The organism is Nocardia coffeae (genome assembly GCF_019890715.1).
In the GTDB taxonomy this organism is placed as follows: domain Bacteria; phylum Actinomycetota; class Actinomycetes; order Mycobacteriales; family Mycobacteriaceae; genus Nocardia; species Nocardia jiangxiensis.
The window spans coordinates 359,751-374,765 of record NZ_JAINZY010000004.1 but is presented as its reverse complement, the minus strand read 5'-3'; the positions used below and the strand labels follow the sequence as shown (position 1 = coordinate 374,765).

Here is a 15,015-nt window from a genome sequence, read left to right as displayed (position 1 = left end):
GGAGCAACGCATGACCACGGTCCGTTTTCATCTCATCTCGGCCCTGTCGCCCGCCGAGGTGATGGACGTGCTGACCGACTTCGGCCCCACCCGCACCGAGGTGTGGCCCACGATCGACGCCGAGCACTTCGTCGTCCACAATCGCGGCGAGGGGTGGGCCGAGGTCACCGAGGGCACCGAGGCCGCCTGGGAACGCGCCCGCTACGACTGGGATCCGGCGGGCGATACGGTCACCGTCACCACCCTGGACTCGAAGGTCTTCGGCCCCGGCGGCGGCTGGATCTTCCGGACCACCCCCGAGCCCGAAGGCACCCGCGTCGAGGTCGAACTGACCCGCGATCCGCAGGCGTTCAAGGGCAAGGTCATCGCCGCGCTGCTCCCGCTGATCGGCCCCGCCACCTTGCGCAAGGGTCTGCAGAAACCGTTGCAGGCCAAGTAATCCCACGCCTGCGCCCAGGGCTTTCATGCTCGAATGCAAGCTGGTGAAACACACATCGGGCCGGTCGTCACGACCGGCCCGATGTGTGTCTCATCCGAAATCTATTCGCCCCCGCCGGAATTCGCCTTCCGATCGCGGTATGCCTCCAGGAGTCGCAACCAGATCTCGCTGATGGTCGGGAACGACGGGACCGCATGCCACAGCCGATCGATGGTGACCTCACCGGTGATCGCGATCGTGGCCGAATGCAGTAGTTCGGCGACTCCCGCACCGGCGAAGGTCGCACCCAGGATCGTGCGACGCTCCGGATCGACCAGAATACGGGCTCTGCCAACGTATTTCGGATCGAACTGGATCGCTCCGGCGACATGGCCGATCTCGTAGTCGACCACCTCGACCGTGCGCCCGGCGCGCGCGGCGTCCTCGCTGCTGAGCCCGACCGCGCCGATCTCCGGATCGGTGAAGACCACCTGCGGCACCGCCAGATGATCCGCGGTGCCGACATTACGTCCCCAGGCGCCGGTGTCCAGTGCGATCCCGGCCGCCCGATCCGCGATGACGCCACCCACGATCCGCGCCTGATATTTACCCTGATGGGTAAGCAGCGCACGATGATTCACGTCGCCGACCGCGTACAACCATTCGCCGTCGACCTCGGTGGCGGTGAACGTGTCGTCGGTGGTGATCCACGTCCCGGGCGCCAGGCCGACGGTGTCGAGTCCGATGTCGTCGGTGCGCGGTGCGCGACCGGTCGCGAACAACACCTCGTCCGCGACGATCCGGCTGCCGTCGGTGAGCGTCACGTGGACCTCGCCGTCCGGCCCGTCCGGGCGTTCGGCCGTCTCGATACCCGATCCGAACCGCAGGTCGACGCCCGCGGCCCGCAGCCGATCGGCGACCATCTCCGAGGCGAAGGGTTCCACCCGCCCCAGCAGCCCGGACCCGCGCGCGACGAGTGTGACCTGGGCGCCGAGCGCCTGCCAGGCGGTGGCCATCTCGGTGGCGACCACACCGGCGCCGAGGATCACCAGGCGTCCCGGCACCTGTTCGGCACTGGTCGCCTCCCGACTCGTCCAGTACCGCAGTGTGTCCAGCCCGGCCAGCGGCGGCAGAGCCGCGCGAGTGCCGGTGCACACCACCACCGCCTGCCGGGCGGTCAGCTCGGCGGTCTCCCCCTCGGGAGTCTCGACCGTCACCCGACGCGGCCCGGCGAGCCTGCCGTGCCCGCGCAGCAGCGTGATACCGGCCGAGGTGACCCAGTCCACCTGCCCCTGGTCGTTCCAGTCGGCGACCATGTAATCGCGATGCCGCAGTACCGCGGCCGCATCGATCGGCCCGGTGACCGCAGCGCTCACGCCCGGGAACCGCGACGCCTCGCCGTACAGCAGCACCGGCCGCAGCAGCGCCTTGCTGGGTTCGCAAGCCCAGTAGGAACATTCGCCGCCGACCAGTTCGGATTCGACGATGACGGTGCTCAGTCCGGCGGCGACGGTCCGGTCGGCGACGTTCTCACCGACCGGGCCCGCGCCCAGCACGATGACGTCGTAGGTCTTGTCGTTCTCGTCTGTCATGCCTGTACTTCCGATCGTGGGGGGGTCAGCGGCCGGGTGCTCGCTCCGTGACCTCCGGTGGGAACCAGCCGTTGCCGTCAGGGCCCTGGAACGCGGCGAAGGAACCGTAGCTCGCCCGCTTCGGGTGCGACCCGGCGACACGCTCGGTGGGAGAGTCAGCGGGTCGCCCGCGCAGCCTGTTCGATGACGTCCGCGACGGTGTCCGGATGTGAGACGGCGACCGAATGCGAGGCGGCGACCTCGGTGACGTGGGAATGCGCCCGCTGCGCCATGAATCGCTGCGCCTCCACGGGAATGTTCTTGTCCTGCGTGGTGATCACGTCCCAGCTGGGTTTCTCGGTCCAGGCCGCGGCGGTGGCCTTCTCCTCGAGCGCCGACTGCGCGATCGGCCGTTGTGTGGCCGCCATCAGCGCGGCCTCGTCGGCGGGGACGTCGGCGGCGAACTGATCGTGGAATTTGTCCGGCTTGATGTAGAGATCGGTGCCGGTGGTGCCGTCGGGGTTGGTGAACGGGGCCGGGTTCAGGGCGTCGGGCAGGGTGGAGCCCGGGTACTTTCCGGTCAGTTCGAGGGCGTTCTCCCCCGGCGCGGGCAGGAATGCCGCCACGTAGACCAGGGCCTTGACCTGGGCGATCCCGGCTCCGGCCGCACTGATCACCGAACCGCCATAGGAATGGCCGACCAGGATCACCGGGCCGCCGACGTGATTGATCAGTGCCCGCAACGTGGTCGCGTCACCGGCCGGGCCGCGCAACGGGTCGGCCGCCGCGAGCACCGGATAGTTGTCCTTGCGCAGTCGTTCGATGACGCCGGTCCAACTGGACGCGTCGGCGAAGGCGCCGTGCTCCAGGATGACGGTCGGCTTCACGAAACCGTCATCGGCCGGCGCGGCGTTGGTCTTCGAGCCCGCGGCACACGCCACGGCGAGTGTGCCGACGACCGCGCCGGCGGCGAGCGCCGTAACAGCCCGGCTCACCCGCCGCCGCAGATGGCCCTGTCCGATGATGTCGCCCATGTGGATTCGCCCTTCGAGAAGTTGATGCAGGTCGAGCGTTTCCACTGTGGCCGCATCGACTTCCCGGGCGCATCCGTCGACCGACGCTGTCGACGACGTAGGTCACCGGTGCCGGAGAATGGTCGCCGGCGCACTCGCCGAGCGGCGATCAGTCCTGTGTCAGACGGACTTTCACCGCCGTGCGATGCCCGAATACCCGGCGGCCGTTGCTGGTGGCGTTCATCGCGATCACCGCGGTCCCGGTATCCGGATCCAGCGATTTGACCGTGCCGGCGAAGGTGATCGTCGCTCCCAGCAGCGCCTCGACGTAGACCGGGCTGGCGAACCGGACCGAGTATTCCTGGACCGCGCCGGGATCACGCAGCCAGGAGGTGATGTATCCGGCGCCCAGGCCCATGGTCAGAATGCCGTGGGCGACAACGGTATCCAGTCCGATGAGCGTCGCGAACTCGTCGCTCCAGTGGATGGGGTTGCCGTCGCCGGAGACACCGGCGTAGTTCACCAGATCGCCCCGGTTCAGGCGGATCGTGCGTCGCGGCAGCTCCTCGCCGACCGACACCTCATGGAAGTGGCGGCCTCGCGGCAGCGGCGGATCGATGGTGACGAGCTGGTTCCGGCTGCGCGCGGACGTCCGGGCGAGTGTCGCGGGCAGGATGGATTGGGTGCGGTCCGGCACGATATTCGACATGTCGTGCGCGACCAGGCCGCGCGCGGTGGCCGCCACCGTCTCGGCGGTCTCGCCGCGACGTCCCAGGAACAGCGTGCTGTACGCGGTGTGCACCAGTTCGTCGCGCTGATTCGACACCCGATTCTCCAGCACCAGCATGTCGCGACCACGCACCTGATGGAACGAATCCAGCGATACGTCGCAGGTCAACCGGTCACCCGCCACGATCGGGCGGTGGAATCGCAGAACCTGGTCGGTCTGAATCAGCTGGCTCAGATCGCAGCCGACCGCGATCCGTTCGAGCAGTTTGCGTTGTGCGTGCATACCCATCGGCGAGACGAATGTCAGCGGCGCCAGCAGTCCCCCCGACTCCAGGGCGAACTCATCCTTCTCGTCGTGATGTGCGGGGTGGTAGTCCTGAACCGCCTTGGCGTATTCGCGAATCTTCTCCCTGCCGACCACATAGTGATCCTCGGTGACGTAGTGGTGGCCCACCAGTGCCGTCGCATGTGCGGCCGGGTCCGGTGCCGGTGACTCCAGAGTCGCTAGATGATCCACATAGCTAACATACGGCAAATATCTTGCGGGGAAGGGCGGCTCGCGCCGGAAATTCCCTTTTTCCCTCCGACTCACTACTACCGCACCGAAATCCCCTGCCGGACAACATCACTCGAGACATACCAGAACCCACACCGGACACGAAAACGGCCCCGCCGACGAAAACGGCGGGGCCGCCACACATCTCAGCCCGCGGTGATCTGTTCGTAGTAGGTCCACGAATGCCCCTTGGCCTCACACGACACGCTGCCGTGGAAGCCGGTCGAGCACGTCGCCCCCGCATAGCTGACACTCGAGCCCCACGTGTCGTGACCGGTGGCCACGGTGGAGATGTCCGGATTTCCACCGGGCAGCGTATAGGGGGTCCCGGCCGCGAACCCCGGATGGGCCGGTGCCCACGGGACGTTGATCACGACCTGGCTCACCTGGAACGGGATCGGCAGATAGCTACCACCGATCTTGATCGACATGAGCTTGGGCGAGGTATCGCAACCGACCGCGCCATCCGACGAGATCGCACACTGGAACGACCCCATCGAGAAATAGACCGGCCCGGCAGCCGCCTGCGCGGTGTTGGTGAACAGCAGCGGAGCCAGCGCACCGGCGGCACACGCGGCCACCGCCGCCTTGATCGAACGTTTCATACGTACTCCCTCCGCAAAATGAACTCGAACAACAGCGAGACCCGTCGGCAACCGGAGACGTGACAAACTCCAGCGTCGCCGAGGCCACGCAGAGACCTCGCAGACACTACCCAGCCACCCGCGACCGCCGCACGTTTTCCGCCACCCCCACGCGCGCCGCCCTCGCCCCAACCGAACAAAGCGCGCAGGTAGGACCGCGATTTGGGGTCCCGACCAGCGATACGCTAAAGTTTCTCCTCGGTCGACCGATACGGACGACCAGGAGCAATCCCCTATAGCTCAATTGGCAGAGCAGCCGACTGTTAATCGGCAGGTTTCTGGTTCGAGTCCAGATGGGGGAGCATAAAACGGCCCCTGACCGGCGAAATCAATTTGCCAGTCGGGGGCCGAATTTGTATCAGGCCCCTTCCAGCGGGAGTTCGGTCGTAGCAGAGTTGCCGAGCGCGCCGCATCGGTCCCTGCCTTGCCGGTGCCGATCCAAAGTCCGGCCACCACCGCGTTGTGGATCACGGTCGCCGCGTCGTGATGAACCTTCCCCTCGGATGTACGTGTGCCGAGTCATCGCAGGGTCGCCGCGCGGGAGCACTTCGCCGGTCACACGGCCGCACCATCGCCCGGCAGTGGCGCGGCCGCCGAACCGGACGACACCAGCCGACCACCGATCGGCGCATCGGCGACGGTCCGATTGCGACCGCTGTCGAGCGCACCCGCCTCGGCACACTAGGGTGGCGCGAGACCCTCAGTGCTGCTGAGATTCTCGCTGCAATCCGACATCGCGAACGCCCGAATTCGAATTCGATGGCGGCCACATCCCCACCGGCACTGATGGTTTCGGCGAATCGACTACCACTCGATGCGCGGCGGAATCCTTCCCAGTAGTGAAAAGCTTTGATCGCCAAGGTATTTGGACGGCATGATGTGAGAGAGAAAGGCACGCGATCGAACACCGACGTGTTACAGTTTCGCGCGCCCCGACATGTTAATGATCAACCTCTCGTTCTCGACAAAGGAGCCCCAGGTGGCTGATTCGTTGCTGGCCGACAAGGTCGTCGTCATCACTGGCGCCGCGCAGGGCATAGGCGCCGCATCCGCGCAGCGAATTGCCGACTACGGCGCGAAAGTGGTCGTCGCCGACATCAACGAGGACGGCGGTAACGAGACGGTCGCTTCGATCACGAACAGTGGTGGCGAAGCCTTCTTCCAGCGTACCGATGTGACCTCCGCTACCGACGTCGAGGCGATGGTTCGCGCGACGGTGGACCGGTTCGGCCGGTTGGACTGCGCGGTCAACAACGCCGGAATCGAGGAGCAGGGCGAGACGCTGCACGAGAGTTCGGAAGCAGCGTGGGACAACATGCACACCGTGAACCTCAAGGGCGTGTGGCTGTCCATGAAGTACGAAATCCGGCACATGCTCGCGCAGGGCAGCGGCACGATCGTGAACACCGCGTCGGTGGCCGGTCTGGTGGGACTGCCACTCGGCATCGGGTCCTACTCGGCGGCCAAGGGTGGTGTCGTGGCGCTGACCCGTACCGCGGCAATCGAATACGCGAAACAGCGCATCCGGGTCAACGCCGTATGCCCCGGCGTGGTCCGCACCGCCATGCTGGACAGCGCGATCAACGCCGGAATGTTCACCGAGACCGAGGCCGCGGCGCTGCATCCCACCGGGATCCTGCTGACCCCGAACGATGTCGCCGAGACCATCGCCTGGCTGCTGTCCGACATGTCCGCAGGTCTGACCGGGCAGGCGATCGCGCTCGACCACGGCATGCTGGCCGGCTGAGCGCGGGGAGCTCCACCCTTGAATACGCCGAATACGCCGCCCTTTCGCTCCGACGCCCCGTCCTGCCCGGTCGCCCACGGCTCGCCCACCGCTTCGAACGACTCGCGAGTACCGATGTACGCACCGGAGTTCGCCGCCGACCCACACCACGCCTATCGTGAAATGCGTAGGCAGTACGGCTCTTTGGCGCCGGTGGAGCTGGCGCCCGGCGTATCGGCCACACTGGTGGTCGGGTACCGCGCCGCGTTGCGAGTCCTGAACGATCCCGAACACTTTCCCGGCGATCCGCGCACCTGGCAGAAGGATATTCCGGGCGACTGCCCGGTCCTGCCGATCATGGAGTGGCGCCCCACCGCGAGCAGGAGCGCCGGGCCCGACTTCGTTCGCTATCGGCAGGCGATGACCACGAGTATCAACCAGGTCGATCTGTACGCCGTTCAATCCGCCGTGGAGCAGATCGCGACTCCACTGATCCAGAGCTTCTGGCCGGTCGGCACCGCCGATCTGATCAGCGAATACGCCTTTCCGCTGACGTTCGCGGTCGTCAATTCCCTGCTCGGCTGCCCACCCGAGATCGGGCAGCGGGTCGCCGCCGGTATGGCGGCGATGTTCGAGGGGATCGGCGCCGAGAAGGGCAACCAGATGATCGGCGAGGCGCTGCAGGATCTGGTGACTCTCAAACGTGACCGGCCCGGAAACGACGTCACCTCGCGGTTGTTGCAGCACCCGGCCGAACTCGACGACCTCGAGATGGTCAGCAACCTGGCGGGCTTCTACGGCGCGGGAATCGAACTGCAGCAGAACCTGATAGTCAACACCCTGCTGCTGATCCTCACCGACAGCCTCTTCGGCGGAAATGTGATGGGCGGCAGCATGTCCACCCGCGACGCCCTGGACGAGGTCCTGTTCAACGACCCGCCGGTGGCGAACCTCCTGATGACCTACCCCCGTCAGCCGATCCTCATCAACGACGTCTGGCTGCCCGCGCATCAGCCGGTCCTGGTCAGCATGGCCGCCTGCAACAACGACCCCACGATCCGCGCCGACGACCACACGGGCAACCGATCGCATCTGGCGTGGGGCGTCGGCCCCCGCACCTGTCCCGCACAATCGCTGGCCTACGTCGTCGCGCAGGAAGCCATCGACCAACTACTCGACGCACTGCCCGAGATGCAGGTAGTGGACGACTCGCCGACCTGGCGCCCCGGCCCGTTCCACCGCTCCCTGGCCGCTCTGCCGGTCACCTTCCCACCCTCCCGCTGACCACAAACCTCGTTACGGGCCGGGCGGGGCGCTCGGCCATCTGCCACAGCGACCCAGCTAGCTCCGGGCGGACAACGCCCGGGAGAGCGCGCTCATGCTGATGCCGATTGTCGCGTGGAGCTGCTCCTGACTCGCTCCGGCCCTGCTCATCACGGCCAGCGACTGGTTGACCGCCGCAATGTGAGCGGCGAAGTCGTGGGCGTCGCTGTCGGCCAACTTCGCGGCGTTCAAGGCGGTCCGCAGCCGCGTCTGCTGGAAGCCCAGGGCTTCGATCGCACGCGCGGCGATGTCGGGGCTCAGCACGGGTATCGCCATCGCGGTCTGGGCGACCAGGCATCCGTCCGGCAGGCCGGGGTCGGCGATGCGCTGCAGTGTGACGTCGAAGAACTCCCGTATCGCCCGCAGTGGCTCCTCGGACGCATGGGACAGGGCCTGGTCGTACCTGTCGCCATAGCGCATGGCGTAGCGGTCCAGGCAGCGCAGATAGAGCGAATCCTTGTCGCCGAGCGAGGAGTAGATGGAACTGCGGTTCAATCCGGTCGCCCGCGAGAGGTCGTCGAGAGATGTGTCGGCGTAACCGGCTCGCCAGAACTGGACCATCGCCGCATCGAGCACGGTGTCCATATCGAACTGCTTCTTTCCGGCCATCGCGCATACACCTCGTTCTCGAGCCGTTGTGACCTGCCCATCATATCTTGAACTAATCAGTCCAAGATGCGTAGGCTCGAGACATGACCGACGCCGCAACCGCCACGAACCGCTCTCGCGAACAGAACTCGATCTCCGGGTTGCCGCTGCACGACCTCGCGGGATTCACTCACCGCTGGGTCGACGCGGAAGGCATCCGGCTCCATGCCGTGGAAGGCGGTCGGCCGACCGGCCCTGCCGTCGTCCTGCTCGCCGGATTCCCGCAAACCTGGTGGGCTTGGCGCACAGTGATGGCGGGCCTGGCCGAGCGATTTCACGTGATCGCCATCGACCTACCGGGACAAGGCCACTCCGACCGCCCCCACGACAGCTACGACACGCACACCGTCGCCTCGCGCGTCCAGGCCGCGGTGACCGCGCTCGACGTGCCGAAGTACTGGCTCGTCGCCCACGACATCGGGGCCTGGGTCGCATTCTCGCTGGCCTTGAAGTACGAAGAGCGCCTGCACGGTGTCGCGCTGCTCGACGCCGGCATTCCCGGAATCACCCTCCCGGACGCCATCCCGACGGATCCCGAACGGGCCTGGAAGACCTGGCACTTCGCGTTCCACCTGGTGCCCGATCTTCCCGAGACACTGCTCGCCGGTCGCGAGCGCGACTACGTCGACTGGTTCCTGAAGGTCAAAGCACTGTCCCCGAACACGTTCGACAGTGCCGAGATCGACCATTACGCCGCGGCTGTCGCGGCCGAGGGAGGTCTGCGAGCGTCTCTCGCCTACTACCGCGATGCCGCGGAATCGGCGCGCAAGAATCATGACGCCCTCGAACGACGGCACGTGACCGTCCCGGTCCTGGGAATCTCCAGCTCCCACGGCTCGATCCCCGACATGGCCGCTTCCATCGACCCCTGGGCGGACAACGTGACCGGCGTCGTCATCCCGCAGGCCGGACACTTCATTCCCGACGAGCAGCCCGCCGCGATTGTGGACGCGTTGACCGCGTTCATCGATCACGAACGCGTGGGGTAGTTCGGGCAGCCCCATCATCGACCCCTCGCCACCCTCGCCGCATACCGCCGACGAATCAACGAACAAGGACGGGAAGAATGGATTTCGGAAAGTAACGAGGGGTTTTCTCATACCGGCGGATCGGTTGTCTCACTCATATTCCGACCACCGTTGTTCGATTTGTCGCAGATTTGCGGATCGGCAATATCGGCATTGCACATGCCGGATTTGCCTGTTCGGCCATCCGGATAGATCTTCCCAGGTCAGATAGGACTTTCCGGGCCGTAGGGCACCGGTGAACAGTGGCAGAAGTCCCGTACTCCGCAGCGCGGCGCGGGCACCGCAGTCACATCGAGGCCACATAGGAAACTCCCCTGATTTCTCGGTCGGAATCCCACTGATCGACGGCCTGCCGGTCGCTGTTACACGCAGTGCGTTGTGCGATCGTTCACTGTGTCGAATCGACGATTTCCTGGGTGCCTATGACCGTGAGCAGATCGAGCAGGTCGGCGCTGTCCGTGCCGACTGCCGGGGTGAACCAGAGCAGTCGCTGTCGACCGTCCTCGCTGAACAGGTTGAGGCAGTTGACCTGGATCAGTCCCAGGGTGGGGTGGTTCAGGCGCTTGCGGTCGTCTCGCCGGAATGCCACGTCGTGGGCGGCCCACAGCGTGGCGAATTCGGCGGAGCGGTCCAGGAGCGCACCGATCATCGAGCGGGCCTCGGTGTCCTTCGCGTCCCGCCTGGCAGCGGCCGCGCGTAGGTCGGCGACGAACGCGCGGGACTGGACTTCGTGGTCGGCTTCCGGATAGAGCTGCCGCGCTTCGGGTTCGGTGAACCACCGGTGGACGAAGCTGGCACGGGCGCCCCGGAAGACGGACTGATCTCCGATCAAGGCCACCGCCAGCGGATTCTGCACCAGGGTGACATGCAGATCGGTGATGACCTGTGCGGGTGTCGATTTCAGACGTTGCAGCAGATCGAGCATGCCCGGGTGGACGTGTGCGGACGCTCCCGCGTGCACCGGCACCGGGCGGTCGGCCAGATGGTAGAGGTGGTCGCGCTCATCGGCAGTCAGGCGCAACGCCCTGGCCAGGGCGGCGATCATCTGCTCGGAGGGCTGTGAACCGGCTCCGCGCTCGAGCTCGTTGTAGTAGTCGACCGATGCGCCGGCGAGCTGGGCGACCTCCTCTCGCCGCAGTCCGGGCACGCGACGACGGGGCCCTGCGGGGAGTCCGACCTCGGCCGGGCGGATGCGTTCGCGCCGCGAGCGCAGGAAGCACCCCAGTTCGGTGTATTTCGCAGACCCCATGTTCTCCATTCTGCGTCGGCCGGGGGTGCGGACACAGGGGATGACATCCCCTGGTTCCGCTGCTCGGCGCCGCACAGCATGGAGACATGAACGCAACTACTTCCACTCGCTCGTCACCGGCCACACGGGTCGCCATCGTCACCGGCGGCTCACGCGGCATCGGCCGGGCGGTCTCCCGCCGACTCGCCCGAGACGGCCTGGCCGTCGTAATGAACTACGCACATGACGCGGATACTGCCGCGGAGGCGGTGGCGGCCATCACCGCCGACGGCGGGCGGGCGATCGCGGTGCAGGCCGACGTAGCCGACGAGAACGCGGTCGCCGCGCTGTTCGACCGGGCGGAAACCGAGTTCGGCGGCGTGGATGCCGTGGTGAACTCCGCGGGCAGCCTCGCTCTGTCACCCATCGCCGATCTCGACCTGACCGTGCTGGATGCCCTGCACCGCACCAACATTCGGGGCGCCTTCGTCGTCGCCCGGCAGGCAGCACGGCGGCTCCGGCCGGGCGGCTCGTTCGTGGCGTTCTCGACCTCCGTGGTCGGTACGCAGTTCCCCGGTTACGGCGCGTATGCGGCGAGCAAGGGCGCAGTCGAGGCAATGACCTTGATCCTCGCCCGTGAGCTGCGTGGACGGGACATCACCGTGAACACCGTCGCCCCCGGGCCCACGGCCACGGATCTGTTCCTCGAAGGCAAGACCGACGAGGAGGTCGAGCGGCTCGCGAAAATTCCGCCGTTGGAGCGGCTCGGCACTCCCGACGACATCGCCCGCGTCGTGGCCTTCCTGACCGGTCCGGAAGGGCACTGGGTGAACGGCCAGATCCTGCGTGCCAACGGCGGCATGGTGTGACGCCGCAGCCGACTTCGGCTCTCGGACAGACACTTTCACATCCACAGCAGACATCGATTCAAGGAGAGAAACCTATGCCTTTCGCCAATTTCAAGGTCCCGGCCGGCACCGTCACCGAGGAGGACAAGAAGAAGATCGTCCAGCGCACCACCGACCTGTACGCGGAGATCTACGGTGAGCGGGCCCGCCCCACCACCGTCGTGCTCATCGACGAGGTGGCCGACGGCGGCTGGGGCGTCGGCGGCAACGTGCTGACCGCCGCCATGCTCAACGGTGATGCGTGACAGCGGAGCTGCTCACACCTCGCTTTCCTCCGCCGCGGCGCGCGCGGTCGTTTCGCCGACTGCGCGGGCCGCGGCGAGGAAGGCGTCGACCAGTGGGGATTCGCGGGATTCGGCTACGGCGAGGCAGACCTGGTCGGGGGTCAGTTCGGGGATGGGGACGTAGCTGATGTCGGGGCGGGAGTAGAAGGCGGTGGCCGAGCGGGGCAGGAACGAGATGCCTCGACCGGCTGCTACGTGCTCGAGTTTCTCCTCGACGCCGCGCACGAAATGGCCGGTGGTGGGGTGCGGGTGGCGGGTGGGCTGGGTGTGCGGGTCGACGTGCCAGATCAGCGGCTCACCGGCCAGGTCGGCTTCGGTGAGGAGTTCCTTACCGGCCAATCGGTGGTCGGCCGACAGGACCACCACGCGCGGCTCGGTGAACAACGGCGTCACGCGCAGACCGGTCTCGTCGATCGGCAGGCGCACGTAGGCGACGTCGACGCGGCCGTCGAGCAGCATCGCGGCCTGGTCGTCCCATTCGAGCCGCTGCACGTCCACGATCACGTCGGGATGGTCGACGCCGAAGGCGCGGACCGCGTGGGTGACCACGATGCCCATTCGAAATCCGACCACCAGCCGCCGGCTCCCGCGAGCGGCCACGGCCACCCGACGTCGCGCCGCGTGCGCGGAGGCCAGCAGCGGCCGGGCGTCGGCGAGCAGTTGCGTGCCCGCGCCGGTCAGCCGCACCCCGTGACTGTCCCTGGCGAACAGCGGTGCGCCGAGATCGTGTTCCAGCGCGCGAATCTGCCGACTCAGTACGGGTTGCGCGATATGCAGGTCCTCGGCGGCTCGGCCGAAGTGCAACCGGTCCGCGACCGCCACGAAGTAGCGCACCTTGCGCAGGTCCAGATCCATCGCCACCTCCGGGCTTCCGGCAATGCCTTCAGGGTATCGCCGACGCTGAAAGAGGTCTTGGACACCCCTTCCGACCAGCGGCATCGTAGAAATTGTCCAACCGCGCAAGAGAAAGAGGACGAACGAGATGACCCTCGAAGACAAGCGTGTGGTGCTCCTGGGCGGCACCGCCGGTATCGGCCTGGCCACCGCCCAGGCAGCGGCCGCGGCGGGGGCACGGGTCGTGGTCGTGTCCAGCAACCCGGACAACGTGGCGAAAGCACTGACCCAACTCCCGGCCGACGCGCAGGGCGAGACCGTCGACCTGACCCAGGAGTCCGAGATCGAGGCGCTGTTCGCGCGCCTGGGCGCGTTCGATCACCTCGTCTACACCGCGGGCGAATCGCTGGCGCTGTTCCCGTTGCAGGACGTGACGATCGATACCGCGCAGCGGTTCTTCCAGACCCGCTTCTGGGGTGCCTACACGAGCGCGAAATACGCTGCGCCGCATATCAATACCGGTGGTTCGATGGTATTTTCCAGCGGCGGCGCGGTGCAGCGGCCGATGCCGGGCTGGACGGTGTCGGCGAGCATCCTGGGTGCGATCGAGGCGCTGGGCCGGGCGCTGGCCGTGGAGTTGGCGCCGATCCGGGTGAACGTCGTGCGTCCCGGACTGGTGCGCACCGAACTCTGGCGGGAGTTTCCGGCAGAGGTGCGGGAGGAACTGTTCCGCACACACGGCGGCACATTGCCGGTCGGCCGGGTCGGCGAGGCGGAGGATCTGGCTCGTAGCTATCTGCACCTGATGGAACAGGAGTACGCCACGGGCAGCATTCTCACCGTGGACGGCGGCGGCGTACTCGTCTGAAAGATCGCTGCGACCGGGCGAATCGCCGGCCGGTCGCAGCGGGTGAAAACAATACCGGAAACACGCCGAACAGCAGTTCCCACAATTCACCGTTTCACCTGGCACGCAACGGCCTAAACTGTCCGACCAGAACATGCGGAAAGCATTCGAGGTCGGGGAACGAGCAGAGAAACAGGAAAGGCGTTGCGCCCAAGGAGGTGTGGAATGTCGGAAACTGATCTTCGGCGTGTTTCGGGTCTGATGTTGGCCGCGAGCATGGTTCCACTCGCGGTCGTTCTCGGAGCCGGACAGGCCGGTGCTTCACCTGTCGAACCCGCGGGAGCGCCCGCGCCCGCCGCACCATTCTCAGCAGTGCTTCCACAATTCGAACTGGGCCAACCCCCCGCCTCGCTGCAGAGCGCCTTCGCTCGGCTCACCCAGCCCCTGGCCGGGATCGTGCCACCGGATGTGCTGCCGCATATAGTGCCCCCGATTGCGCTGCCGGATATCGCATCCCGGGTCGCACCACCGAAAATTACTCCCGCAGTGGCAGTTCCGAAAAATATCCCCGCCACGCCGAATATCATACCGCCGGTTGCGGTGCCGAATATCGCGCCCGGATTCGCGTTACCGAATATCGCCATACCGAACATCGCGCCCCCGGCCGGGCTGCCGAACATCGTTCCCCCGGTCAGGCTGCCGAATATCACGCCATCGGTCACCCTGCCGAACATCATCTCCTCGGTCACGAAAGCGGCGGAGAACCCCCGAGTCGGCAATGCGGCCACGGCCATTCCGCTCGTCTCCGATGCGACCGCGGATCCGACGCAATCGGTACAGACGTTCTGCAGCTATATCCCGGCAAGTCCCGCGCGATGCAGTGCCACCGTCGTGGACGCGGGTCTCGGCGCGGCGATCGGGGCGGGTATCGGCGCCGGACTGAGCATCCCGCTGGCGATTCCGGCCGCCATGGCCGGCGCGGTGATCGGCGTGATCGCCGGAATTCCGTTCCTGCCCACCGGCCTGGTCGTCGGCCCGCTGCTCGGTGCGGCGGTCGGCGCTGCCGTCGTCGCCGGACCCGCGGCCGTACTCGGCGGGGCGATCGGGGCGGCCGTCGGAACGATCGTGGGCATCACCGCGCCCCTCCCGGCGAAGGCCCCGCTCCCCCACCCATCCGCCACCTCGGTGCAGCAGACACTGCGACCGGCCGCGGTGCACTGACACCGTCGGACCGATTTCGATCAGCTTTCGCACGGAC

Annotated in this window: 15 protein-coding genes and 1 tRNA gene; 9 read left to right on the top strand and 7 right to left on the bottom strand. The window is 66.8% G+C overall.

Annotated elements, in window-relative coordinates; genetic code table 11:
* Positions 1–10 precede the first annotated feature (10 nt).
* Complete coding sequence (locus tag K7711_RS18450; protein ID WP_222970637.1) at positions 11–439, top strand: SRPBCC family protein; 429 nt, start codon at positions 11–13, stop codon at positions 437–439.
* Positions 440–540: 101 nt separating this feature from the next.
* On the opposite strand, the gene K7711_RS18445 is transcribed toward K7711_RS18450, so the two are convergent.
* The 4 genes from K7711_RS18445 to K7711_RS18430 all read right to left on the bottom strand — a co-directional run bounded on the left by K7711_RS18445 (position 541) and on the right by K7711_RS18430 (position 4,892).
* On the bottom strand, positions 541–2,010 hold the full coding sequence (locus K7711_RS18445; RefSeq protein ID WP_222970636.1) for a dihydrolipoyl dehydrogenase family protein: 1,470 nt from the start codon (positions 2,008–2,010) through the stop codon (positions 541–543).
* A gap of 155 nt (positions 2,011–2,165) precedes the next feature.
* Complete coding sequence (locus K7711_RS18440) at positions 2,166–3,068, bottom strand: alpha/beta fold hydrolase (RefSeq protein WP_308014813.1); 903 nt, start codon at positions 3,066–3,068, stop codon at positions 2,166–2,168.
* A 103-nt stretch (positions 3,069–3,171) separates the two neighbouring features.
* Positions 3,172–4,248, bottom strand: a complete 1,077-nt coding sequence (locus tag K7711_RS18435; protein ID WP_222970635.1) for a fused (3R)-hydroxyacyl-ACP dehydratase subunits HadA/HadB — start codon at positions 4,246–4,248, stop codon at positions 3,172–3,174.
* Between the two features lie 185 nt (positions 4,249–4,433).
* Positions 4,434–4,892, bottom strand: a complete 459-nt coding sequence (locus K7711_RS18430) for a hypothetical protein (RefSeq protein WP_222970634.1) — start codon at positions 4,890–4,892, stop codon at positions 4,434–4,436.
* 268 nt (positions 4,893–5,160) lie between these two features.
* On the opposite strand from K7711_RS18430, the gene K7711_RS18425 reads away from it, so the two are divergent.
* The 3 genes from K7711_RS18425 (at position 5,161) to K7711_RS18415 (ending at position 7,941) form a co-directional block, all read left to right on the top strand.
* Positions 5,161–5,233, top strand: a tRNA-Asn gene (locus K7711_RS18425).
* Positions 5,234–5,910: 677 nt separating this feature from the next.
* Entirely contained in the window at positions 5,911–6,678 is a 768-nt protein-coding gene (locus tag K7711_RS18420; protein ID WP_222970633.1) for a glucose 1-dehydrogenase, read from the top strand.
* Positions 6,679–6,792: 114 nt separating this feature from the next.
* On the top strand, positions 6,793–7,941 hold the full coding sequence (locus K7711_RS18415) for a cytochrome P450 family protein (protein ID WP_235747368.1): 1,149 nt from the start codon (positions 6,793–6,795) through the stop codon (positions 7,939–7,941).
* A gap of 57 nt (positions 7,942–7,998) precedes the next feature.
* Here the strand turns inward: K7711_RS18415 and K7711_RS18410 are convergent, their stop codons facing one another.
* Positions 7,999–8,589 carry a TetR/AcrR family transcriptional regulator gene (locus tag K7711_RS18410; protein WP_222970631.1) on the bottom strand — a complete coding sequence of 197 codons (591 nt, stop codon included), beginning with the start codon at positions 8,587–8,589 and terminating at the stop codon, positions 7,999–8,001.
* Between the two features lie 83 nt (positions 8,590–8,672).
* Between K7711_RS18410 and K7711_RS18405 the strand changes: the two genes are divergently transcribed.
* Positions 8,673–9,617, top strand: coding sequence for an alpha/beta fold hydrolase (locus K7711_RS18405; protein WP_222970630.1), 945 nt, complete (start codon positions 8,673–8,675; stop codon positions 9,615–9,617).
* Between the two features lie 427 nt (positions 9,618–10,044).
* Here K7711_RS18405 and K7711_RS18400 read toward each other — a convergent pair whose 3' ends face one another.
* On the bottom strand, positions 10,045–10,905 hold the full coding sequence (locus K7711_RS18400; RefSeq protein WP_222970629.1) for a helix-turn-helix transcriptional regulator: 861 nt from the start codon (positions 10,903–10,905) through the stop codon (positions 10,045–10,047).
* Positions 10,906–10,991: 86 nt separating this feature from the next.
* Here K7711_RS18400 and K7711_RS18395 point away from each other — a divergent pair, with 86 nt between their 5' ends.
* Positions 10,992–11,753 carry an SDR family oxidoreductase gene (locus tag K7711_RS18395; RefSeq protein WP_222970628.1) on the top strand — a complete coding sequence of 254 codons (762 nt, stop codon included), beginning with the start codon at positions 10,992–10,994 and terminating at the stop codon, positions 11,751–11,753.
* A gap of 74 nt (positions 11,754–11,827) precedes the next feature.
* Entirely contained in the window at positions 11,828–12,037 is a 210-nt protein-coding gene (locus tag K7711_RS18390; RefSeq protein WP_222970627.1) for a 4-oxalocrotonate tautomerase family protein, read from the top strand.
* Between the two features lie 12 nt (positions 12,038–12,049).
* Here K7711_RS18390 and K7711_RS18385 read toward each other — a convergent pair whose 3' ends face one another.
* Positions 12,050–12,931, bottom strand: coding sequence for a LysR family transcriptional regulator (locus K7711_RS18385; protein ID WP_222970626.1), 882 nt, complete (start codon positions 12,929–12,931; stop codon positions 12,050–12,052).
* Between the two features lie 127 nt (positions 12,932–13,058).
* Between K7711_RS18385 and K7711_RS18380 the strand changes: the two genes are divergently transcribed.
* Together K7711_RS18380 and K7711_RS18375 are read left to right on the top strand one after the other, a co-directional pair.
* Positions 13,059–13,778, top strand: a complete 720-nt coding sequence (locus K7711_RS18380) for an SDR family oxidoreductase (protein WP_222970625.1) — start codon at positions 13,059–13,061, stop codon at positions 13,776–13,778.
* A gap of 351 nt (positions 13,779–14,129) precedes the next feature.
* Complete coding sequence (locus K7711_RS18375; protein WP_222970624.1) at positions 14,130–14,978, top strand: hypothetical protein; 849 nt, start codon at positions 14,130–14,132, stop codon at positions 14,976–14,978.
* Positions 14,979–15,015: the final 37 nt, after the last annotated feature.